The sequence below is a fragment of the Phenylobacterium sp. genome (assembly GCF_036723115.1).
In the GTDB taxonomy this organism is placed as follows: domain Bacteria; phylum Pseudomonadota; class Alphaproteobacteria; order Caulobacterales; family Caulobacteraceae; genus Phenylobacterium.
Map to the genome: position 1 here is coordinate 1 of NZ_DAIMHV010000019.1, position 22560 is coordinate 22560.

General features: G+C 69.8%; 21 protein-coding genes and 1 tRNA gene. 12 read left to right on the top strand and 10 right to left on the bottom strand.

Going from position 1 to position 22560, the window contains the following annotated elements; genetic code table 11:
* From V7D28_RS03920 to V7D28_RS03940, 5 genes are all read right to left on the bottom strand, one after another.
* Nucleotides 1–797 (bottom strand): nitronate monooxygenase (locus V7D28_RS03920; RefSeq protein WP_333586055.1); only part of this gene is annotated, 797 nt, incomplete at its 3' end.
* Between the two features lie 85 nt (nt 798–882).
* On the bottom strand, nt 883–1362 hold the full coding sequence (locus V7D28_RS03925) for a DUF3299 domain-containing protein (RefSeq protein WP_333586056.1): 480 nt from the start codon (nt 1360–1362) through the stop codon (nt 883–885).
* Nucleotides 1363–1371: 9 nt separating this feature from the next.
* A complete protein-coding gene (locus tag V7D28_RS03930; RefSeq protein ID WP_333586057.1) occupies nt 1372–2697 on the bottom strand; it encodes an ABC transporter permease in 1326 nt (441 codons plus the stop codon).
* Nucleotides 2694–3344, bottom strand: a complete 651-nt coding sequence (locus V7D28_RS03935) for an ABC transporter ATP-binding protein (RefSeq protein WP_333586058.1) — start codon at nt 3342–3344, stop codon at nt 2694–2696. Before V7D28_RS03935 ends, V7D28_RS03930 begins: the two co-directional genes overlap by 4 nt.
* Nucleotides 3345–3376: 32 nt before the next feature.
* Nucleotides 3377–3670, bottom strand: a complete 294-nt coding sequence (locus V7D28_RS03940) for a hypothetical protein (RefSeq protein WP_333586059.1) — start codon at nt 3668–3670, stop codon at nt 3377–3379.
* 237 nt (nt 3671–3907) lie between these two features.
* Here V7D28_RS03940 and V7D28_RS03945 point away from each other — a divergent pair, with 237 nt between their 5' ends.
* Genes V7D28_RS03945 through greA form a run of 4 tightly spaced genes read left to right on the top strand, consistent with a single transcriptional unit; the run spans nt 3908 to nt 7603 of the window.
* Nucleotides 3908–4702, top strand: coding sequence for a glycosyltransferase family 2 protein (locus tag V7D28_RS03945; RefSeq protein ID WP_333586060.1), 795 nt, complete (start codon nt 3908–3910; stop codon nt 4700–4702).
* Entirely contained in the window at nt 4699–6396 is a 1698-nt protein-coding gene (locus V7D28_RS03950) for an ArnT family glycosyltransferase (protein ID WP_333586061.1), read from the top strand. Before V7D28_RS03945 ends, V7D28_RS03950 begins: the two co-directional genes overlap by 4 nt.
* A complete protein-coding gene (locus V7D28_RS03955; RefSeq protein ID WP_333586062.1) occupies nt 6374–7072 on the top strand; it encodes a TVP38/TMEM64 family protein in 699 nt (232 codons plus the stop codon). Before V7D28_RS03950 ends, V7D28_RS03955 begins: the two co-directional genes overlap by 23 nt.
* A 51-nt stretch (nt 7073–7123) precedes the next feature.
* Nucleotides 7124–7603 carry a transcription elongation factor GreA gene (gene greA, locus V7D28_RS03960; RefSeq protein ID WP_333586063.1) on the top strand — a complete coding sequence of 160 codons (480 nt, stop codon included), beginning with the start codon at nt 7124–7126 and terminating at the stop codon, nt 7601–7603.
* Nucleotides 7604–7665: 62 nt separating this feature from the next.
* Here the strand turns inward: greA and V7D28_RS03965 are convergent.
* A tRNA-Cys gene (locus tag V7D28_RS03965) sits at nt 7666–7739 on the bottom strand.
* A 160-nt stretch (nt 7740–7899) separates the two neighbouring features.
* On the opposite strand from V7D28_RS03965, the gene V7D28_RS03970 reads away from it, so the two are divergent.
* The 6 genes from V7D28_RS03970 (at nt 7900) to V7D28_RS03995 (ending at nt 16194) form a co-directional block, all read left to right on the top strand.
* On the top strand, nt 7900–8469 hold the full coding sequence (locus tag V7D28_RS03970) for a protein-L-isoaspartate O-methyltransferase family protein (protein WP_333586064.1): 570 nt from the start codon (nt 7900–7902) through the stop codon (nt 8467–8469).
* A gap of 150 nt (nt 8470–8619) precedes the next feature.
* Nucleotides 8620–10056 carry a TolC family outer membrane protein gene (locus tag V7D28_RS03975; protein WP_333586065.1) on the top strand — a complete coding sequence of 479 codons (1437 nt, stop codon included), beginning with the start codon at nt 8620–8622 and terminating at the stop codon, nt 10054–10056.
* Between the two features lie 112 nt (nt 10057–10168).
* A complete protein-coding gene (locus tag V7D28_RS03980) occupies nt 10169–10753 on the top strand; it encodes a DUF2497 domain-containing protein (protein WP_333586066.1) in 585 nt (194 codons plus the stop codon).
* Between the two features lie 137 nt (nt 10754–10890).
* Nucleotides 10891–13566, top strand: a complete 2676-nt coding sequence (locus tag V7D28_RS03985) for a valine--tRNA ligase (protein ID WP_333586067.1) — start codon at nt 10891–10893, stop codon at nt 13564–13566.
* A 117-nt stretch (nt 13567–13683) separates the two neighbouring features.
* A complete protein-coding gene (locus V7D28_RS03990) occupies nt 13684–15441 on the top strand; it encodes a class I adenylate-forming enzyme family protein (protein ID WP_333586068.1) in 1758 nt (585 codons plus the stop codon).
* A 3-nt stretch (nt 15442–15444) separates the two neighbouring features.
* Nucleotides 15445–16194: a TlyA family RNA methyltransferase gene (locus tag V7D28_RS03995; protein ID WP_333586069.1), complete on the top strand. Its 750-nt coding sequence runs from the start codon at nt 15445–15447 to the stop codon at nt 16192–16194.
* Between the two features lie 18 nt (nt 16195–16212).
* Here the strand turns inward: V7D28_RS03995 and V7D28_RS04000 are convergent, their stop codons facing one another.
* Nucleotides 16213–16863, bottom strand: coding sequence for a hypothetical protein (locus V7D28_RS04000; protein WP_333586070.1), 651 nt, complete (start codon nt 16861–16863; stop codon nt 16213–16215).
* Between the two features lie 225 nt (nt 16864–17088).
* On the opposite strand from V7D28_RS04000, the gene V7D28_RS04005 reads away from it, so the two are divergent.
* Nucleotides 17089–18330: a class I SAM-dependent RNA methyltransferase gene (locus V7D28_RS04005; protein WP_333586080.1), complete on the top strand. Its 1242-nt coding sequence runs from the start codon at nt 17089–17091 to the stop codon at nt 18328–18330.
* Here V7D28_RS04005 and V7D28_RS04010 read toward each other — a convergent pair.
* Complete coding sequence (locus V7D28_RS04010; RefSeq protein WP_333586071.1) at nt 18320–19402, bottom strand: PA0069 family radical SAM protein; 1083 nt, start codon at nt 19400–19402, stop codon at nt 18320–18322. The two genes, V7D28_RS04005 and V7D28_RS04010, sit on opposite strands and share 11 nt — an antisense overlap.
* Before the next feature lie 78 nt (nt 19403–19480).
* On the opposite strand from V7D28_RS04010, the gene V7D28_RS04015 reads away from it, so the two are divergent.
* A complete protein-coding gene (locus V7D28_RS04015) occupies nt 19481–19939 on the top strand; it encodes a hypothetical protein (protein ID WP_333586072.1) in 459 nt (152 codons plus the stop codon).
* A 33-nt stretch (nt 19940–19972) separates the two neighbouring features.
* On the opposite strand, the gene V7D28_RS04020 is transcribed toward V7D28_RS04015, so the two are convergent.
* Both V7D28_RS04020 and V7D28_RS04025 read right to left on the bottom strand, forming a co-directional pair.
* Nucleotides 19973–21586, bottom strand: a complete 1614-nt coding sequence (locus tag V7D28_RS04020; protein ID WP_333586073.1) for a lytic transglycosylase domain-containing protein — start codon at nt 21584–21586, stop codon at nt 19973–19975.
* Between the two features lie 68 nt (nt 21587–21654).
* The gene (locus V7D28_RS04025; protein ID WP_333586074.1) at nt 21655–22491 is read right to left on the bottom strand and encodes a uracil-DNA glycosylase; all 837 of its coding nucleotides are present in this window, start codon (nt 22489–22491) and stop codon (nt 21655–21657) included.
* Between the last annotated feature and the right edge of the window lie 69 nt (nt 22492–22560).

The window sequence follows — 22560 nt, forward strand, 5'->3', positions numbered from 1 at the left end:
CCATCGCGCGCCGCCGCCAGGGCCGCGCGATGGAGTTCGCTGGTCAGGGCTTCGGGCGACCTCAGATAGGCCGTGCCGATCTGAATCGCACAGGCGCCCAGGGCGAGCGCCGCGGCCAGGCCGCGCCCATCGGCCACCGCCCCTGCCGCGATCACCGGAATATCGACGGCGTCGACCATCTGGGGCAGCAGGGCGAAGAGGCCCGGCTGTGCGCTCATGTCCTGGGTGAGGAAGCTCGCCCGGTGGCCGCCGGCCTCCGCCCCCATGGCGATCACCGCGTCGCAACCGCGCTGGGCGAGCCAGCGCGCCTCCTCCACCGTGGTGGCCGAACTGATCACCCGCGCGCCCGCGGCCCGCACCCGGGCCAGAAGACCGGCCTCGGGCAGGCCGAAGTGAAAGCTCACAACCTCGGGACGGACGCGCTCCACCACCTGGGCGTAGGCGGCGTCAAAGGGCGCCCGCACCGCGCCGCCCGCGGGGACCTCACGCGCGATTCCATACTCGTCATAGAAGGGACCCAAGGCCTCGGCCCAGCGGGCCTCGGCCTCGGGCGAAGCCTGGGGCGGGACGTGGCAGAAGAAGTTGAGATTGAGCGGCGCGCCGCTTCGCGCCCGAAAGTCGCGGGCCTGGGCTTCCACCTCGGTGGGCGAGAGCATGGCGCAGGGCAGGGCGGCCAGACCCCCGGCGCGCGCCACTGCGAGCGCCAGTTCCAGGCCGCCGCCGCCGGCCATGGGGGCCAGCAGAACCGGGACCTCCAGGCCCAGGAGATCCAGCAGGCGGCGATCGGGCCAGGGCATGGGCGGCTCCGGAAAGGTGACGCGCCGGTTTGAGCCCTTGGTTCGCCCTTCCGTCAACCGGCCTTTACGCTCCGGCCCGAGGGCCTCAGAGCGCGCGGCCGTCGGTCATGCGATAGAAGACGCCGCCCTCATCCTGGCCGGCCAGCTCCAGAACGCCCTCGATGGTCTTGACGCTGTAGTCGAAGGGCACGCCCTTAGTGGTCTTGACCTCGATGAACTGCATCGGCCCCGGGTTCAGATGGAAAGGGCAGTCCGGGGGATAGGCCAGCAGCACGAAGTGCGTCTGGTTCTTGCCGTTCTGGAGCGGCATCATATAGCCCGCCACCTTGATTTTCTTGCCGTTCAGCGCCCGGACGCCCGGCGGAAAATCCGGTCGCGAAACCGTATAGCCCCGCGTGTCGGTGCGGGTGACTTCCTTGGTGGATTCCAGCAGCGACCAGGCCACGCCCCCCGGCGGGGTGTCAGCTGGCTTCCAGACGGATTCCAGCGGGGCTGAGGCCTGCAGCGCCAAGGCCGGCGGGGCTGCGAGCAACAGGGCCAGGGCCAGGACGAGACGTTTCAGCATCACGACCTCCTATCGGGTGTGGGAAAGCGTGTCGGCGATATCGACACGGAAAACCTTCAGCGCCGGCAGCAGAGCGGCCAGGGCGCCCATGGCCATGGCGGCGAGCGCGATGAACAGCTCCGCCGGCTCGAACCGCCAGGGGGTCAGCCCCATGTCGGACAGTTGGCTGAAGCTGGCCGCTGCGGCGCCGACCACGGCGTGCCCGACGATGACGCCCAGCAGGGCGCCGGCCGCGGCGAGCAGAACCCCTTCAAGGATGATGTGGCCGAAGATGGCGCCGGGCCGGGCGCCCATGACCCGCAGCATGGCCATGTCGCCCTCCCGCTGGCGCAGGGCCGAATAGAGCGCCACGAAGATGGAGAGGCCGCTGGTGGCCATGAGCAGGATGGCGAAGGCGCGCACCGCGTCCAGCCCCACGCCGAGGAGGGCCAGCAGCCGCGTCATCTCAACCGCCGGGACGGCGGCCTGCAGCCCGGCCTGATCATTGATCATCCGCGGCAGGCGTACGGCCGCCATGGTGGAGCGATACTTGACCAGCAGGGCGGTGACGTCCGGCTCACCGCCGTGGGTCGCATGGGCGGCCTCGGCGGCAGGATCCTCGTCATGATCATGATCATGATCATGATCGTGGTCGTGATCATGATGGTGTTCACGGTCGTGATCATGGTCGTGATCATGGTCATGGTCATGGTCATGCTCGTCCCGGACCCCCGGCAGGGTAATGCCGTGGGCGGCCCAGACGCTCTCCACCGGTGTCACGATCAGTCGGTCAAGGACGGTGCCCGTAGGCGCGAGCACGCCCACGAGTTCAAACGGCGTCTGGTCATGGTCATGGCCGTCGCCCGACAGGCCGTGGGAGCCGATGAACTTCTGGCCGAGGCCGGCGCCGAGCTGGCGGGCGGCCTGGGCGCCCATGACCGCCTCGAAGGGAGCGGCGAACATCCGCCCCTGCGCCACCTGGCCGCCATAGTGCTCCACATAGGCCGGCTCGGTTCCGATGATGCGGAAACCGCGGAAACTGTCGCCCTGGGCCAGTGGAATGACCTCGCCGACAGTGGGATCGGCGCGCAACTGCTCGACTGTATCCCCCGGGATGTTCCCGGTGGGGACGTCCACCTGATAGATGCTGGCCAAGATCAGCTGCAGCGGGGAACCCTTGGCCCCCACCACAAGGTCGATGCCCGCGGCGTCGCGGGTGAACCGCTCGGTGAGCTGGCTCGAAAACAGCACCAGGATCACCAGGGTCGCGACACTGAGGGTCAGCAGAAGGACATTGAGCGCGGTGTTGAGCGCCCGGTCCTTCAGATAGGCGAGGGAGAGTCCGGCGAGGTTCATGCCGCGGCTCCCGGGGGCTGGAGCGCCAGAACCCGCTCGAAGCGGTCGCGCAGGCGGGTGTCATGGGTGGCGATAAGGAGCGTGGCGCCATTGGCGCTGGCGCTCTCCACCAGCAGATCGCAGATCACCTGGGCGTTGGCGTCGTCCAGGGCCGAGGTGGGTTCATCGGCTACCAGCAGGGCCGGGCGGGTGCAGAGCGCCCGGGCGATGGCCGCCCTCTGACCTTCCCCGTGGCTCATGGCCCGGGGCAGGGCGTCGGCGCGGTGGGTCAGGCCCACGCGTTCGATAAGCTCGCTGATCAGGCCTGGTTCGGTGCGGCCATGGGCCAGGGTCTGGGCGAGCGCCAGGTTCTGCCGCACGGTCAGGGCCGGGATCAGCCGCAGGGTCTGGAAGACCACGCCGATCAGCCGCCGCCGCAGGGCGTCGCGGGCGGCGGGGGCGGCGGTGTTCATGGTCTGGCCGTCGATGATCACCTGGCCGTGGGTCGGGGTGATCAGGCCGGTGATCGCATTGATCAGCGTGGTCTTGCCGCTGCCCGAGGGGCCGATGAGCAGGGTGTGCTCTCCGCGATCCGCCGCGAAGGCCGGCAAGTCCAGCACCCGGCGGCCGCCGATCTCGTGGCGCAGGTCCTTAAGTTCGATGAGCATGGCGGGGCGGCGGCGAACTCAGCCGTTGGCGATCAACGGCGCTGACGCCGGGTGGAGCTGTTGTCGGCCACCTGGGTTTCGTCGGGGCCGGCGTCGACCTTGATCTGGAACCGCGACATGAGCATGGAGCGCGCCTCCAGGATGTCCTTCTCCCGCATGGCGTCGCGGGCGGCCACATCGGCGGCGCGGCGCTCGGTCTCGCTCATGTCGCGATAGTGGAAATAGGCCGACATGGGACCGTAATCCGCCCCGTGCTGATCGCAGGCCTGGGCGGCGGCGCCGCCGACAAGGGTGAGGGCGAGGGCGAGGGGAAAGACAAAACGCATGGGCGGCTCCCTATTGCGGCGTCTGGTATAGCATAACGTCCGACCGGCGAACCCCCGCCGCAACAATTGGCCGGTTCAAAAGGGCTTTGCCGCAGAAGCGGGCGCACGACGCCCGGCTGTCGGGCGCCCGGCCGACAGCCTTTTCGGAACGCCGATCGTCCAGGCGGTGGAATCAGTTCCCAGGCGCCAGGGGGAGCGCTATGGAGACTCAACCGGTCTCCAGCCGGAGGAGGGGTCTTGGAACAACACAACGCGCCCGCGCCCACGGCCGGGACGACGGAGATCCCCGGGATCGTCCGCCCCATCCTCTCGGCCGTCATCGCCGTTCTCAACGAGGCCCCCAATATCGAGGCGGTGGCCGAGGAATGTCTGCGCGACCTGGCGGCGGCGGGACCTTTCGAGGTGGTCTTCGTCGACGACGGCTCCACCGACGAGACGGCGCAGATCATCGCCGCCCTGGCCCGGCGCCATCCCGAGATCCGCCTCGTCCGCCACGACCGTCGATGCGGCAAGTCCCAGGCGGTCCGCACCGGGGTGCTGGCCGCCCGCGGACTGTGGATCGGGACCCTCGACGGAGACGGCCAGAATGCGCCGGGCGACCTTGTGGCCATGCTGGCCCTGGCGCAGGCCGCGCCGGGTGAGGCTCCCCTGGTGGCGGGGATCCGGGTCCGGCGGGATGACCCGTGGCCGCGCCTGGTGGCCACCCGCCTGGCCAACGGCTTCCGCGCCGCCGTCCTGGGCGATCGCTGTCCCGACACCGGCTGCGGGGTGAAGCTCTTCCGGCGGGAGGACTTCCTGAAACTGCCCTGCTTCGAGGGCATGCACCGCTTTCTGCCCGCCCTGTTTCAGGCCTATGGGCATCCGCTGATCAATCATCCCGTGCGCCATCAGGCCCGTGTGCACGGAGTGTCCAAATATACCAATCTCGGCCGGGCCCTGGTGGGGGTCGGCGACATGCTGGGCGTGATCTGGCTGAAGAGCCGCACGGAGGCGCCGCGGGTGTCCACCGACCTGGACGGGGCCGTCGGGTGAACACGGCCCCAGGCCCCGAAGGTTCGACGGCGCGGCTCACCCCGCGGGACCTCCTGCTGTTGCTGGGCGCCGCCCTGGTCCTCTTCCTGGCGGGCTTCGCCACCCTGCCGCCGGTGGACCGGGACGAGGCGCGCTACGCCACCGCCACCACCCAGATGCTGGCCAGCGGCGACTTCATCGACATCCGCTTCCAGGACGTGCCGCGGCACCTTCAGCCGGCGGGAGTCTACTGGTTGCAGGCCGTCAGCACGGCGGTCTTTTCCGAGCCCGACCAGCGCGCCATCTGGACCTATCGCCTGCCGTCCCTGCTGGCGGCCCTGGCCGCCGTGGGATTGACCGGCTGGATGACCAGCCTGTGGTTCGGCCGCGCGGCGGGGCTGCTGGCGGGCCTGCTCCTGGCGGCCTGCATGGGCCTGGGTTTCGAAGCCCGGATCGCCAAGACCGACGCCGCCCTGCTGGCGGCCACCACGGCGGCGCAGTTCGCCTTCCTGTGGGTCTATTCCGGCCGGGCGAAAAGCCGGTGGCCGGTGGCGGCCTTTTGGATCGCGCTCGGAGTCGGCTCCCTGCTGAAGGGGCCGATCATCCTGATGGTGGCGGGGCTCACGGCTCTGGCCCTGGCGGTCTGGGATCGAAGCCTCCAGCGCCTGAAGCCGCTACAGCCGCTCTGGGGCTTGCCCCTGGCCCTGGTGATCGCCGCCCCCTGGTACGTGGCGATCGGCCTTGTGACGGACGGCGACTTCTTCCGCGTGGCCGTGGGCGCCAACCTGCTGCACAAGGTGGGGGTCGATCAGCAGTCCCATGGCGGGCCGATCGGCTATCACCTCATGGCCTTTGCGCTCACCTTTTGGCCGGGCAGCCTGCTGGCGCTGTTCGCCATACCCTACGCCTGGCGTCAGCGGGCGCGGCCGGAGATCCGCTTTCTCATCGCCTGGATCCTACCGACCTGGCTGGTTTTCGAGCTGGTCTCCACCAAGCTCCCGCACTACGTCCTGCCGCTCTTTCCCGCGATCGCCGCCCTGACCGCCGCGGCGGTGACCGGCGCAAGGCCCGCGCCCCCGGTCTGGGCGAAGCTGGTCTTCGGGCTCTTCCTGCTGCTCTGGCTGGCCGTCAGCATCGTTCTGGCGCTCGCCGCGCCAGGCGCGATCTGGCGCTATGAGGGCCGGTTCGACCCGGTGGCCATCGCGTTCGCCCTTTTGGCGGCGGGCGCGGTGGGCGTCATGCTGTGGCGTCTCCTGAAGGGGCGGGCCGATCAGGCCGTGCTCGCCGGAGTCGTGGCGAGCTTCGCGGTGAGCGCCAACACCTTCGGCCTCGCCCTGCCAGGGCTCACCCAGCTCTGGCTCAGCCCCCAGATCGCGCAGGCCGCCAGGGTGGCCGTCCCGGCCTGCGCCGGACGGCCGGAGATCATCACGAGCCCCTATCACGAGCCGAGCCTCGTCTTCCTCAACGGTCCATTCCGAACCTTGCTGGCGCGGGATGCGGAGGCCGCCGCCGCCGCCATGGCCGCGCCCGGCGCCTGCCAGGTGGCCGTGGTCGGCGCAGCAGGGCAGGGGGCCTTCCTCGCCCGCGCCGCGGCCTTGGGGATCGAGCTCGAGCCCGTGGGCCGGATCGCGGGCCAGAACTACTCCGATGGCGAGGATTACAACCTCATCCTCTATCGCCGGGCCGAGGCTGTTGCGCCCGCCAGCCAGCCCTGATCCCGCCGAAGGCGCGCCCAGAGGTCCAGGGCGCGGCCCGGCGCTGGCCCTGGCGGGGCTGGGCCTCGTCACCATGCTGGGCTTCGCCGCCCCCTTCCTGCCCCTGGCCGATCCGGAAGCCCTGGCCCGCACGGTGAGTCACTGGGACGACGGTCCCTGGGCCCCCGTGGCCGGGGTCGCGGCCTTTGCGCTCCTGGCCAGCCTGGGGGCGCCCCAGTTCGTCCTGATCACCGCCCTCGTCCTGGTCTTCGGCCCCTGGGAGGGCCTGGCCTATAGCTGGATCGGAAAGATGATCGCCTGTTCGGCGGGCTTTGCGGCGGGTCGTTATTTCGGCGCGGGCCTGGTGGCGCGCTACGCCTCGCCGGCCGTGGTCGCCTTCATGGCGGCGGTGGCGCGGCATGGGTTCTGGGTCAGCGCCGGGGTGCGGCTGGCCCCCACAGTGCCCTCGGTCCTGATCAACATCGCCGCCGGCGCCACCCCCATCGGCTACCTGCCCTTCATCTCCGGCGCGGGCCTGGGCAGCGTGCCCAAAATGGCGCTCATGGCCTTCGGGGGCGGCGCCGCCATCGAGGCGGTGCGCACGGGCAGCCTGCAGGCCTGGCTGGGCGTGGGCGCGGCCCTGGTCCTGTTCGGCCTGCTGGCCTGGCTGGTGAGACGGGCGCGCTTCAACGGCTGAGTCACAGGCCACTGGGCTTGTGGCGCCGCGCCCGGCCCCTAGATTGGTAGGATGAGCGTCGCCTTCACCCGTGAGGAAGACTACGAGGCGCAGGCCGCCGATCTTCCCGACCGTCCGATTTCCAGCCACCCCAACCTGGTGACCGCCGCAGGGCTCGCCGCCATCGAGGCCGAGCTGGCCGCCGCCCGCGCCGCCTATTCGGCCGCCCAGAGCGCCGATGACGTCTCGCAGGATCGCACCGCCATGGCCCGCGCCACCAGGGACCTGCGCTACTGGTCCTCCCGCCGCGCCAGCGCCCAGCTGACCGAACCGCCCCCCGCCCCGGGCAAGGTCCAGTTCGGCCGCACGGTGGAGATCGAGCGAGAGGACGGGCGGGTCCAGAGCTTCCGAATCGTGGGCGAGGACGAGGCCGATCCGGCTTCGGGCAGCGTGTCCTACGTCTCCCCCCTGGCCCGGGCCGTCCTCGGCCGTCTCGTGGGCGACGTCGTCCAGGTGAACGGCGCAGAAGTCGAAATCATCGCCGTCGACTGACTGCGCCAGCGAATCGCCGGTCAGACGGGGTGGCATGAACGACGGGCCGACGTCGGGAAGGGTGGAGGCCTGGCCCGGAATCGAACCGGGGTGCACGGATTTGCAGTCCGCTGCGTAACCACTCCGCCACCAGGCCATCCTTGCAAACGACGCCTGTCACCAGACCGTCGCGGGGAGCGGAGGCGGATCGCTAACAGAAGCCTTGGCCCGCGGCAATCTCTCTTGCAGGCCGCCGTTGCGCTCCGGTCGAGGGCGGACCTATAAGCGCGCTTCACACGAACGCCCGCCGAGGTCCCATGGTCGACTTCACCGCCGCCCGCCTGAACATGGTCGAAAGTCAGGTCCGGACTAATGACGTCACCGACGTCCGGGTTCAGGACGCCATGCGGGTCATCCCCCGCGAGACGCTGGTCCCCGCCGGCCGGGCCTATCTGGCCTATGCCGACGCCGAGGTGGAGTATGCGCCGGGCCGCGCCCTGATGGCCCCGCGGGACATCGGCAAGCTGCTGCACGCCCTGGCGATCCAGCCGGGCGAGAAGGCCCTGGCCATCGCCGCGCCTTATGGCGCCGCGGTGCTGGAGCATGCCGGCCTCATCGTCACCCGTCAGGACGGCGAGGACCTGACCGCTCTGGGCGGCGAGACCTATGACGTGGTCATTGTCGAAGGCGCGGTGGCCCGCGCGCCGGGCGCCTGGACCAGCGCCCTGGCGCCGGGGGGGCGTCTGGGCGTGGTGGAGCGCAATGGCCCGGTGGGCAAGGCGACCCTTTATACCCGCACCGAAACCGGTCTTGCCCGACGTGAAGTGTTCGACGCCACGCCGCGATATCTGGCCGGATTTGAGCCAGAACAAGGCTTCGCCTTCTGAGAACGGGCTCGTGGGCGGCCGACAGTCCAGCGTGAAGAAAGCTTAAGGTTGCGGCTACTGGTCCTGAGAGACACTCAAGGTCATATAGGGCGCAAGCACTCTCGCCGAAGCCGGGGAATTCGCATGTTCATAAGCCGCCGCGCAGGCCTGTTGGCCTCGATCTTCAGCGCGGGCCTGATCGGCCTGCCACCGGCGGCGGCTGCGGAGTCCCTCCTCGACGCCCTGGCCCTGGCCTATCAGACCAATCCCGTCCTTCAGGCCCAGAGGGCCAACCTCCGGGCGCTGGACGAGAGCATCGTCCAGGCCCGCTCCGGCTGGCGGCCGACGCTGGGCGTCTCGGCTTCGGCGACCTACAACGAGGTCCGCACCCCCAACGGCGGCGGGATCGACGAAAGCAATTCCGCCACTGCGGGCCTGTCGCTCACCCAGCCCCTGTGGACCGGCGGCCGGGTGGCCTCCGCGGTTTCCGCCGCCGAGGCTGAGGTTCTGGCCGGGCGGGAATCCCTGCGCCGGGTGGAGGCCGAGGTGCTGGCGGGCGTCATCACCGCCTATGTGGACGTGCGCCGCGACCAGGAAGCCCTGCGCATCCGGCGGGACAACGTGCAGGTGCTGAGCCGGCAGCTGGACGAGTCCAACGCCCGCTTCGAAGTGGGCGAGATCACCCGCACCGACGTGGCCCAGTCCCAGGCGCGCCTGGCCGCCGCCGAGGCGCAGCTGCGGTCGGCCGAGGCCCAGCTGGCCATCAGCCGCGCAGGCTACGCCGCCGTGGTCGGGCAGAACCCCGGCAGCCTGGAGGCCGAGCCCCCCCTGGCTTCGATCCTGCCCTCGACGGTGGACCAGGCCTACGAGGCGGCCGAGCGAGATAACCCGCAGGTGCGCCAGGCGCTGTACAACGCCCAGGCCGCCGAGGCCCGAGTCGCGGCCGCCCGCGCCGAACGGATGCCGAACCTTTCGCTCACCGGCAATGTGGGCTGGACGGGCCTGGCCGAACCGTTTGAGCCGTCGGACTATTCGCGGGCCGTCACCGGCCGCGCCACGGTGACCGTGCCCCTGTTCACCGGCGGCCTCACCAATTCCCGCGTGCGCGCCGCCCGCGAGCGGGAGACGGCCGCGGAGCTGACTGTCGAGCAGACCCGCCGTTCGGCCTTGCAGTCGGTGACCCAGGCCTGGAGCCAGCTTTTGGCCGCCCGCGCCAATATCGGCTCCACCGAGGAACAGGTCCGCGCCGCGCGCATCGCCGCCGAGGGCGTGCGCCAGGAACAGCAGGTGGGCCTGCGGACCACCATCGACGTGCTGAACGCCGAGCAGGAACTGCGCGCCGCCGAGCTGGCCCAGATCAACGCGCGCCGGGACGAGTATGTGGCCGCCACCCTGGTGCTGGCCGCCGTGGGCCGGCTGGACGCGGCCAATCTCGCCCCCGGCCTGGAGACCTATGACGCCGAGCGCAACGCCCGCGACCTGCGCTTCACCTGGGGCTGGACCCCGTGGGAGGAGCCGATCGGCGTGGTCGATTCGGTCTTTGCGCCCCGCACCCAGCTCCTGCCGGCGACCGCGCCTGCGCCGAGCGCGGCCGGGCCTGCGAATTAGCGGGCGTCCCGGCACGAGAAGGGCCTTGCGTCCGGGGTGGGAAATTGCACCATCGCCCTATCGCGCCTAGGCTGGCGCTTCGATCCCACCTGAAGAGATAACGGCGCGCCTCATGTCCGATCAGACCTCCCAAGAACCGACGATGGAGGAGATTCTCGCCTCCATTCGCCGCATCATTTCGGAGGATGATGCGCCGGCTGAAGAGCCTTCGGCTCCTGAGCCGCTGGAAGAGCCCGCCGCCGCCGAGGCCCCCGCCTTCGCGCCTGAGCCCGAGCCGGAACCGGCTCCTGAGCCCGAGCCTGCGCCCCTGGTTCTCGACGAGCCGGAGGAAGACGCCCTGGAACTGACCGAGCGGGTCGACCAGGTCGGGGATCTGGACGTCTACAGCCCCACCGCCGCGCCGGCTTCGGCCGAGCCCGAATCGGCCACCTACACTCCGTCGCCCGCGCCGGCCTATGAGCCGCCCCCCGAAGGCGACAGCCTGCTCAGCCAGACGGCGGCCACCGCGGCGGCCTCGGCCTTTGGTCAGCTTTCGGCGGCCATCGCCATGCCGCACAGCGACCGGACGCTCGAGGACGTGGTTCGCGAGCTGCTTCGTCCGTTGCTGAAGCAGTGGCTGGACGAGAACCTGCCGCGCATCGTCGAGGCTTCGGTCCGCGAGGAAGTCGAACGCATCGCCCGCGGGCGCGTACGCTAAATCTCTGTTCGCTCTGCCCGCGGCCCGGCCGCGCGCAAGGCCTGCGAACCCGCCCCGACGAAGGGCGGGTTCGTTCGTTCAGGCGTCAGCGGCCTTACGCCGTGCGACGCTCGCCTGTAATGGACGTGTGATCCGCCATGCTTGACAAGAATTTCGACCCCAAGACCGCCGAACCGCGCCTCTATGAGGCGTGGGAACAGTCGGGCGCCTTCGCCCCCACCGACGATCCCAACGCCGAGCCGTTCTCCATCGTCATCCCCCCGCCGAACGTGACGGGCTCCCTGCACATCGGCCACGCACTGAACAACACCCTGCAGGATGTGCTGATCCGCTTCGAGCGGATGCGGGGCAAGGCGGCCCTGTGGCTGCCGGGCACCGACCATGCGGGCATCGCCACCCAGAACATCGTCGAGCGCCAGCTGGCCGAGGCCGGCAATATCGGCCGCCGCGACCTGGGCCGGGAGGCCTTTGTCGAGAAGATCTGGGAGTGGAAGGCCAAGTCCGGCGGGACCATCGTCAACCAGCTCCGCCGCCTGGGCGCCTCCTGCGACTGGAGCCGCGAGCGCTTCACCCTGGACGAGGGCCTGTCGGCCGCCGTGCGCAAGGTGTTCGTCCAGCTTCACAAAGAAGGTCTGATCTATCGCGACAAGCGGCTCGTGAACTGGGATCCCCACTTCCAGACCGCCATTTCCGACATCGAGGTCGAGCAGCGGGAGGTGGACGGCGCCTATTGGCACTTCGCCTATCCGCTGGAGGACGGCTCCGGCGAGATCGTCGTGGCCACCACCCGGCCGGAGACCATGCTGGGCGACACCGCCGTGGCGGTTCATCCGGATGACGAACGCTACAAGGCCCTGGTGGGCAAGTCCGTGCGCCTGCCCATCGTCGATCGCCTGATCCCCATCGTCGCCGATGAGTATCCCGATCCTGAAAAGGGCTCTGGCGCGGTGAAGATCACGCCGGCCCACGACTTCAACGACTTCCAGGTGGGCAAGCGCCACAACCTGCCGGTGATCAACGTCTTCGACGACTTTGCGCGCATCAATGAAAACGCGCCGGAGGCCTATCGCGGCCTGGACCGGTTCGAGGCTCGCAAGAAGGTGGTTGAGGCCTTTGAGGCGCTGGGTCTGCTGCGTGAGATCGAGAAGACCCGGCACGTGGTCCCGCACGGGGACCGCTCAGGCGCCGTGGTTGAACCCTATCTGACCGACCAGTGGTACGTGGACGCTGCGACCCTGGCCCAGCCCGCCATCGCCGCGGTGGAGGAGGGACGCACGGTCTTCGAGCCGCGCAACTGGGAAAAGACCTATTTCGAGTGGATGCGGAACATCCAGCCCTGGTGCATCTCGCGTCAGCTCTGGTGGGGGCACCGGATTCCGGCCTGGTACGGACCCGACGGCCAGGTCTTCGTCGCCGAGAGCGAGGACGAGGCCCTGGCGGCCGCCCGCGCGCACTACGGCCGGGACGAGCCGCTGAAGCAGGACGAAGACGTCCTCGACACCTGGTTCTCCTCGGGCCTGTGGCCGTTCTCGACCATGGGCTGGCCGGAAGAGACCAGCGACCTGGCCCGCTTCTATCCCACCCACACCCTGATCACCGGCTTCGACATCATCTTCTTCTGGGTGGCCCGGATGATGATGCAGGGGATACACTTCACCGGCGAAGTCCCCTTCAAGCGGGTCTTCATCAACGCCCTGGTCCGGGACGCCGAGGGCAAGAAGATGTCCAAGTCCAAGGGCAATGTGATGGATCCCCTGGAACTGGTGGACGACTACGGGGCCGACGCCCTGCGCTTCACCCTGACCGCCATGTCGGGCCAGGCGCGCGACATCAAGCTGTCGCGCCAGCGGATCGAGGGCTATCGCAATTTCGGCACCAAGCTCTGGAATGCGACGCGCTTCTGCCAGATGAACGGGTGCGCCCGGGCCGAAGGCTTTGATCCCGCAGGCCTGCAGGTTCCGCTGAACCGCTGGATCGTCGGTGAGGCGGCGCGGACGAGTCAGGCGGTGACCCGCGCCCTGAACGACTGCGCCTTCGACGAGGCGGCCGGGACCCTCTACCGCTTCATCTGGAACACCTATTGCGACTGGTATGTGGAGCTGGCCAAGCCGTTGCTGAACGGCGAGGACGGCGGGGCCAAGGCCGAGACTCAGGCTGCGGCCGCCTGGGTGCTGGATGTGGCCCTGCGTCTGCTGCATCCCATCATGCCGTTCCTGACCGAGGAGCTCTGGGCCCAGACCGCAGGGGAGGGAGCGCCCCGCGCCCATGCCGGCTTCCTGATGACCGCGCCTTGGCCGGACCTGGGCGACGACCTGATGGATGGCGCCGCCGAGGCGGAGATCGGGCTGATCATCGCCGCGGTCAGCGAGGGCCGCTCGGTTCGCGCCGAGCTGAACGTGCCCCCCGGCGCGCGTCCGGACCTGCTGGTGGTGGAGGCCAGTCCCGACCAGCGGCGGGTGCTCGAAGCCTCCGCCGCGGTGATCGGCCAGACCCTGCGCGTGGCCGCTGTGCGGCCGGTGGACCAGGCGCCGCACGGGGCCATCCCCTTCGTGGTGGCCGGCGCGACCCTGGCCCTGCCAGTGGCCGAGTTCATCGACCTGGAAGCCGAGCGCGGGCGTCTTTCCAAGGAGATCGCGGCGCTCGCCGCCGACATCGACCGCACGGCCAAGAAGCTCGGCAACGCCGACTTCGTCGCCCGTGCGCCGGAGGAGGTGGTGGAGGAGAATCGCGAGCGTCTGGCCGCCGCCGAGACCGCCAAGGCCAAGCTGGAGGGGGCGCTCCAGCGGCTCTCCGGCGTGGGGGCGAGCCGCTAGAACCGGGTGTGTTCCGCTGGGCCGAACAGACGTTTGCCTCCGGCTTCAGGTTATGCTTGTTCACCTGGGACGACGTCTGGCCGTGTCGAGCTGGACGCAAGCATTAGGAGAACGCTCATGACCGAGGCCGCTCTGCCTCCCGGCTGGCCCGCCATGTCCATCGCCGACGCCCATGCCCTGCTGACCTCGCCGGGCACGCCCTTCGAGACCGAAGAGGTGGACGTCCGCGGCGTGAAGCTGAAGACCTGGAAGAACTCTCCGCCGTCCCTGCGTTCGGTGGTGGAGGCCGGCCGGGCCCATGGGGAGCGGATCTTCCTGGTCTATGAGGATGAGCGCGTCTCCTTCGAGGCGTTCCACCGGGCGGTGGCGAACCTCGCCAAGGAATTTGCCGCCCAGGGCGTGCAGAAGGGCGACCGGGTCGCCATCGTCATGCGCAACCTGCCCGAATGGGTGGTGGCCTTCTATGCCGGCGCCAGCCTGGGCGCCATCGTCACCCCGCTGAACGCCTGGTGGACTGGCGCGGAGCTGGAATACGGCCTCACCGATTCGGGCACCAAGATCCTCGTGGTGGACGCCGAGCGCTATGAGCGCCTGGTGGAGCACCTGCCCAACTGCCCCGACCTCGTGCGGGTCTATGTGAGCCGCGAGAGCGAGGAGATCGCCCACCCGCAGGTGAGCAAGCTGGAAGACGTCATCGGCGGCGCCGACGCCTGGGCCAGCCTGCCCGATATCGCCCTGCCGGACGTGGAAATCCTGCCCGACGACGACGCCACCATCTTCTACACCTCGGGCACGACGGGTAAGCCCAAGGGCGCGCTGGGCACCAATCGCGGGGTCAATTCCAACATCCTGACCGCGGCCTGCGCCGGGGCCCGGCGGTTCCTGCGACGGGGCGAAATGCCGCCGGCGCCTGATCCCGATGGCCCTCAGCGCTCGTCCCTGATCTCCATCCCCTTCTTCCACGTCACAGGCTGCATGGCGGTGCTGAACCCCAGCCTGTTCGCCGGCGCCAAGCTGGTGATGATGTACAAGTGGGACGTGATCCGCGCCTTTGAGCTGATCGAGCGCGAGAAGATCCAGTCGGCGGGGGGCGTGCCCACCATCGCCTGGCAGCTGATCGAGCATCCGGCCCGCGCCAATTACGACCTGTCGTCCCTGGAGTCGGTGGCCTATGGCGGCGCCCCGTCCGCGCCGGAGCTGGTCCGGCGTCTGGCCGAGACCTTCCCCAAGTCGCAGCCCGGCCAGGGCTGGGGCATGACCGAGACCTGCGCCACGGTGACCAGCAACGGCGCAGAGGACTATACCAATCGTCCCGACAGCTGCGGGCCGGCCGCGCCCGTGGCCGAGCTCAAGATCATGGATCCTGCCGACGGCAAGACCGAACTGGCCGTGGGCCAGGTGGGCGAGCTGTGGGCCAAGGGGCCGATGGTGGTGAAGGGCTATTGGAACAAGCCCGAGGCCACCGCACAGACCTTCGTTGACGGCTGGGTGCGCACGGGCGACCTGGCCCGGCTGGACGAGGAAGGCTTCTGCTACATCATCGACCGGGCCAAGGACATGCTGATCCGGGGCGGCGAAAACATCTACTGCGTGGAGGTCGAGAACGTCCTTTATGACCATCCCGCGGTCATGGACGCCGCCATTGTGGGCGTGCCCCACAAGACGCTCGGCGAAGAGCCGGCGGCGGTGGTCACGCTGAAGCCTGGCGCCGAGGCCACCGAGCAGGAGCTGCGGGCCCACGTGGCCGAGCACCTGGCCGCCTTCAAGGTGCCGATCGCCGTGAAGTTCTGGCACGAGACCCTGCCGCGCAATCCCAACGGCAAGATCCTGAAGAACGAGCTCAAGAAGCTGTTCGAAGACAAGGCCGACGCCTGATCCATGGCCCGCGGGCGCATCGACCTGCTGCTGGTCGAGCGCGGGCTGTTCGAGAGCCGCGCCAAGGCCCGGGCCGCCATCGAGGCGGGCCGGGTCCTGGTGGACGGGGTGGTGGTCGATCGGCCGGCCGCCGCCGTGGCTGAAGACGCGGTCATTTCCGCCACGCCCGCCCATCCGTGGGTGGGGCGCGCTGCGCTCAAACTCGATCACGCGCTGGATTTGTGGCCCGTGACGGTGGAGGGCCGCCGGGTGCTGGACCTGGGCGCCTCCACCGGCGGCTTCACCGAAGTCGCCCTGGCGCGCGGCGCGCTTCAGGTTCTGGCCGTGGACGTCGGCCGAGGCCAGCTTCATCCCCGGCTTGCGGCGGACCCGCGGGTTGAGAGCCTGGAGGCCACCGACGCCCGCAGCCTGGAGGCCGCCCATCTGGAGGCGGTGGGGCTGATCGTCTGCGATGTGAGCTTCATTTCGCTCACCAAGGCCCTGCCGGTCCCCCTGGCCCTGGCTGCGGTCGGGACGGACCTGATCTGCTTGGTCAAGCCGCAGTTCGAGGCCGGACCTGGTCAGGTGGGGAAGGGCGGCGTGGTGAAGGACGCCCAGGTCCAGGCTCGCGCTCTGGCCGACATCGTGGCGTTTCTGGAGCAGAGCGGCTGGGCGCTCATGGGCCAGGCCGACAGCCCGATCGCCGGCGGCGACGGCAATCGGGAGTTTCTGGTCTGGGCGCAGAAAAGCCGCCCGCGGGAGGCGGGCGGCTGAAGTCGGTCGGCCGGATCGTCAGTCGACGACCTGATAACGGCCGGAGCTGTCGCGGCACACCCGCACGAAGCGCTTCTGGGTGGAGCCGTCGGGCATGTAGATCGGGCTCTCGGCGATGGAGCAGCCATCAGCGCTGGGTCGCTGGGCGATGGGATAGCTGCGGCCGTAGCGGTCATAGGCCTGACCGTAGTCGTAGGTCGCGCCATAGCCGTAACGGCCGGTGTCGTAGGACGAGCCGTAATAGCCGGAATTGGCCGGGTAGCTCGACCCGTAATAGCCGTGCTGCTGCGGGGCGCCATACTGCCCATAGGGCTGCCCGTACTGCGGGGTCGACGTGCGGCCGGGCGTGCAGGCCGCGCCATTATTGCCGATGGCCGCGCCGGCCGCCGCGCCCAGGGCGCCGCCCAGCAGGGCGCCTTCGGTCCGCACCCCGCGGGCCGCGGCGTTGGAGCCCACCATGGCGCCGACGGCTGCTCCCAGCAGGGCGCCGGTGGTGCTGCGGTTGGTCTGGTCGCGACGGCAGGGGTCGTAATAATAGCCCCCACGGCTGTCATAATAACCGCCGGTCTGGGCCGCGGCGAAGCTGGGGACGGCGGCGGCGCCGGCCAGGGTGGCCACGCCCGCGACCGCGGCGACCGCGCCCTTGGCGATTTTCGAACGGTTGGACATCTGGCTCTCCCTTCGAGCATTGGATGGACGCCCCGGCGTCCCTGTCGTTCACCGGTGTAGCCGCGCCAAGCTGAACGTCGCTTGAGTTCGGCGTTCATCTTCGTTCATCTCAATGAACGGCCGCCGCCGTGGCCTTGGGCGTAGAAATGTGAAATGGGGCGGGTCATGCGAAGTTCCCACCGCCATCGCCGGCCCGCTCGACCGGCCTCCGCCCCCGCCGGCCCCATGCCCACGGCCGAACTGCAGATCCTGTCGATGGGCGGGGAGGGGGACGGCGTGGCTCAGGGGCCGGTCTATGTGCCCTTCACCCTGCCGGGGGAGCGGGTCCTGGCGAAGGGCGCAGGCGAGCACCGCCGTCTGGTGGAGGTGATCCAGGCCAGCCCTGAGCGGGTTGCGCCCCCTTGCCCCCATTTCGGCGTCTGCGGGGGGTGCGTCGTCCAGCACTGGGCGAGCGAGCCCTATCTCGCCTGGAAGCGCGATCGGGTGGTTCAGACCCTGGCGCGTCAGCACATCGAAACCGATGTCCTGCCGATCATCGGCGCCCCGCCCTTCAGCCGCCGTCGTGTGGCTCTGCACGCCCGTCGGGGCGAACGGGGTCGGGCCAGGCTGGGCTTCAAGGTGCGCAGCGCCTGGGACCTGGCCCCCATCGACACCTGCATCATCGCTGATCCCAAGATCACCGCCGCCCTGCCGGCCCTTGAACGGTTGGCCGCGCCCTTGCTGGAGCACCCGAAATCCGCGCCGACCCTGCATGTCACCCTGGCCGATGAAGGGTTGGACATCGATGTCACCGGGGTGGAGCGCAAAAGCGGCGGACTGTCGGCCGATGCGCGCATGCGCCTGGCCGAGCACGCCGCCGAGGCCGGGCTGGCGCGGCTGACCCTGGATGGCGAGATCGCCTATATGGACCAGGACGCCCCCAGCGTGCGTCTGGACGGGGTGCGGGTGGTTCTGCCGCCGGGCGCCTTTCTCCAGGCCGCCCCGGTCGCCGAGCAGGTCATGACCCGATTTGTCGGGCAGGCTGCGGCCGGCGCCGAGCGGATCGCCGATCTCTTCTGTGGCGTGGGCACCTTCACCTTTGGTCTGGCCCGGATCGCGCCGGTCTATGCGGCCGATGGGGCTGCGCCGGCCATCGCCGCCCTGAACGCCGCCCTGGCGGGCGCGCCGGGGCTGAAGGGGGTGACCGCCGAGGCCCGCGACCTGGCGCGCCGGCCGCTGCTGGCCGAAGAGATGAAGAAGATCGATACGGTGGTCTTCGATCCGCCCCGGGCGGGCGCGGCTGAACAATCGGCGGAAATCGCCCGCTCAGGCGTCGCCCGCGCCATCGGGGTGTCGTGCAACCCGGCCACCTTCGCCCGCGACGCGCGGGTGCTGATCGAGGCGGGCTTCCGCCTGGAGCAGGTCCTGCCGGTCGACCAGTTCCTGTGGTCGGCCCATGTGGAACTGGTGGGCGTGTTCAGCCGGTAGCAAAAAGGTCGATCTGGTCGCCGGGTCGCGGCGGCGGGGAAAACTGGGAAAGGTCCAACTCTGGCCGAAACCCCTCAAGCCCGTAGCGTTTCCTGGCGGCGCGAAATCGCTGGCCGATGAGCTCGGCCACCGGACCGCGGCCCTTCATCCGCGTGCCGAACTCTGACTCATAGGCCTGGCCGCCGCGCATCTGGCGCACCAGCGACATGACGCGGGCGGCGCGATCGGGATGGTCCGTGGCCAGCCACTCTCCGAACAGGTCCTTGATCTCCAGCGGCAGGCGCAGGGCCACATAGCCGCAGCCCGCGGCGCCGGCCTGGGCGGCGCGCTCCAGCACCCGTTCCAGCTCGTGCTCGTTGAGGCCCGGGATCACCGGAGCGAACATCACCACCACCGGCACCCCGGCGCGGGCCAGACCCTCTACGGCGGCCAGACGACGCTCGGGGGTGGCCGCGCGGGGCTCCATGCTGCGGGCCAGTTTCCGGTCGAGGGTGGTGATGGAAATCGCCACCCGGGTCAGATTGCGGCCGGCCATCTCGGCCAGAATGTCGGCGTCGCGCAGGATCAGGGCCGACTTGGTGATGATGGTGAAGGGATGGCTGAAGCGCTGAAGGGTCTCCAGCACCTGACGCGTCACCTGCAGACGCCGCTCCACTGGCTGGTAGGGGTCTGTATCGCCGCCGATATGGATGACCTTGGGCGCATATCGCGGCGCTCGTAGTTCGGCCTCCAGCAGGCGCGCCGCGTCCGGCTTGAAGAACAGGCGGCTTTCGAAGTCGAGGCCGGGCGACAGGCCGAGATAGGCGTGGGCCGGCCTCGCATAACAGTAGATGCAGCCGTGCTCGCACCCGCGATAGGGATTGATCGAGCGGTCGAAGCCCACGTCGGGGCTGTTGTTCCTGGCGATCACTGTGCGCGCCCGATCGGGTTGGACGTCGGTGCGCAGGGGGCGAAGCGGCGGATCGTCCGCCGACCAGCCGTCGTCAAAGGCCTCGCGCTGCTGCGAATCGAAACGGCTGCTGGCGTTGGATCGCGCGCCGCGACCGCGAAGGGGCGGGAGGGGCTGGTTCACCGCGACATCTTAGGAGGGTGGAGAGAACGAAGCAAGAACACGCTTGACCTTGGCCGTCGCCTTGGGCTCATGCGCGCCATGATCTCTGTGCTCATCCCCGCCCGCGACGAGGCCGAGGCCCTGGCGGGCCTGCTCACCACCCTGGTGCCTGCAGCCGTAGACGGCCTGGTCCGCGACGTGGTGGTGGCCGACGAGGGCGCCTCGGGCGCGATTGCGGAGCTCTGCGAGGAAAGCGGCGCCACCCTGCTGCGCGGATCGATCGCCGCAGCAGCCGCGCGGGGCCGGGGGGACTGGCTGATGATCCTTTCCCCCCAGGCGCGCCTCCCCGTGGCCTGGCGGGAAGCCGTGGGCGAACATGTGATGCGGAGCACCGAGCCGGCCCTGCTGCTACCCCCGCCGGTGGGCCGCTGGCTGGCGGATCGTCGTCGCGACCGGAGCGCGGGTCTCCTGATCCGGGTGAGAGACTTCGGCGGCGCCCAGGGGGATATGTCGGAACTCAGGCGACGTTTCTCGCCGGGGGCGGTGCGGATCGGGTGAACCGGTTCCCGCTTATGGGAACGCGCTCTGGAGTCAGAACTTCATCCGTCCGTCGAAATCCAGCCGGGCGTCGATGATCCGGGCGCCTTGCGCCGCGGCGTCCAGCGTCTTGCAGGCCTCGCCGAAGTGGTCGCGATAGGCCCAATAGGCGGCGACCACCTTCTCCACATAGTTGCGGGTTTCCAGCGAGGGCAGGCACTCGATCACCAGCAGGCTGTCGGCCTGCTCGCCCACCATGGCCACCGTCTTCTGCAAGGTTCCCGGCCCGCCATTATAGGCCGCCACCACCTGGAGCAGGTCGTAGCCCACCCCGCGTTCCATCAACCAGGTGAGATAGTCCTGGCCCACGCGCAGGTTGAAGGCCGGATCGAACAGCGGGCTCATGTCCTGGCGCAGCTTGTCGTCGCCAGCCGCCCGGGCTGCGGCTTCGGGCATGAGCTGCATGAGCCCCACCGCGCCGGCCGGCGAGACGGCGGCGGGATTGAAGCGGCTTTCCTGATGGACGATGGCGTAGACCAGGGCCTTGTCCACGGTGAAGCCCCACTTGGGCTCCAGGGCCGGGGTCGGATAGGCGAAGGCGGCCCGCAGGCGTCCGCCCTGGGTGTCGGCCTGGGAGGTCAGGGGCGCGTTCAGGGCCAGCGCCAGGGTGGTCCAGCGGGACCGCTCGAAGGAGTCCTTGGCCAGGGTCAGACCGGCGCGAAGCTCCAGTCCGGATTCCAGCAGCAGCCCCACCTGGCTGAGCGCCACGGCCCGATGGGCCCGAGGCGTGGCCTTGATGAAGCGGGTGAGATCAATGCTGTCGCCCGAATTGGCGGCGGGCAGCACATAGGCTTGGCCGCCCGCCTGGCCGAAGCGGCGAGGCGGGCTGTCGGAGGCAAGGGCGAGCCTGCGCTCGGCGATCATGCCGTAAAAGGTGGCCGGGAACTGGGCGGCCAGACGCAGATGGGCGATGTCGCGGCCGTCGGGCGTCGCCTTGGAGGCCGCGCGCGAGGCCCAGAAGCCCCCAGCGGCGCGTAGCCAGTCGCCTTCGGCCTCGTCCCGCGACACGGCGGAAAAGAACCCCTCGGCGTCCTCGAACCGGCCCAGGCGATAGGCGGCCAGGCCAGCGATCCAGCGTTCGCCCGAAGCCGCCGCCAGGTCGAAGCCGCGCTGGACATCGCCGCCATAGAAGGCCTCCCGGGCGGCCCGTCCCTTGTCGGCGTTGGAGCGTCCGCCCACCTTCTGGGCGGCGCTTTCCACTCGGCCCCAGTCGAGCCCCGTCACCACCGGCGTGCGGGGCAGGGGCGCCTCGGCGGGTCTGCGGCGCACCGCCAGAGCATAGACGCGCTCGGCGTTGGGATGGTCGGCATAGGCGTCAAGCCAGCGGCTCAGCTCGCCATAGGACGAGATATGGGCCGTGGGATGCATGAGCTGGCGGAAGGCGACATGGCCGGCCAGGGAACGATCCTTGATCTCGGCCAGTTGCATCTGGGCTTCGATGAAGTCGCCGCGATCGACTGCGGCGAAGACGGCCTTGTAGCGGGCCACGTCCCAGGGGTTGATCACCTGAGGCGCTGCCAAGGCGCGACCGGCTGCGCCCATGAGCGCCGCCGCGCTGGCCGCCCCGAGGCCGAAGCGGAAGACCTGCCGTCGCGTCGAAGTCGTCATCCGACCTTCCATGGTCCGAGCGCGCCTGCGCGCGGCCCATGGCCCCCTCTCGATGCTGGCGTTCAGGTCTAGTGGGGCCGATCGGGCCGATCAAGCCTCTGCACCAGAGACACGAGATCGCTCCACGCTTTCTTCTTGGCTGCGGGCTGACGCAGCAGGAAGGCGGGATGAAGTGTCGGCATGGCGGGCAGTTCCAGCCCTCCGTCGGCCGAGCGCCATTCGAACCACCGACCGCGCAGGGCGAGAATCCCTTCGTCCTTCTGCAGCATGGACTTGGCCGAGGCCCCGCCCAGCAGAAGCAGCAGGCGGGGCTGAACCAGCTCGATCGCCCGCTCGACGAAGGGCGCGCAGACGGCCTGCTCGGCCGGGGTGGGGGTCCGGTTGCCCGGCGGGCGCCAGAAAACGGTGTTGGTGATGAACACCCGCTCCTGCAGACCTGCGGCGGCCACCATCTTGTCCAGCAGGCGCCCGGCGCGCCCGACGAAGGGCTGTCCGCGGGCGTCTTCCTCAGCCCCAGGCCCTTCGCCGACCACCATGACCGGGGCCGACGGCGCGCCGCGGCTGAACACGGCTTTGGTGGCGGCGCCTTCGAATTTCAACGGGCAACCCTCGAAGGCCTCGATGGCCGCGGCGAGCTCCTCCAGGGTCTTGGCCGCCGCCGCCAGGGCGCGCGCCTGGGCCAAGGCTTCCGGCGGGGCGGGGGCCCTGGCGTCTGGGACAGAGGCTGGGCGCGAAGGCGCAGTTGCGGGCCTGGCCGCCTGAGCCGGGCGGGGAATTGGAACGGCGCCGGCGGCGATCCGGTCGACCGCCTCGTCCAGATACATGGAATCGATTCCGGCCTCGGCCCAAAAGGCGAGCAGACTCTCGGCGACGGCCTGAGGCGGAGGATAGGCGTGGTCTGCCATGCCGGATGATCGAAAACCCTGAGATTCGCGGGCTTTGTCCTTGACCGCGCACGCCTCACCTTCCGATAA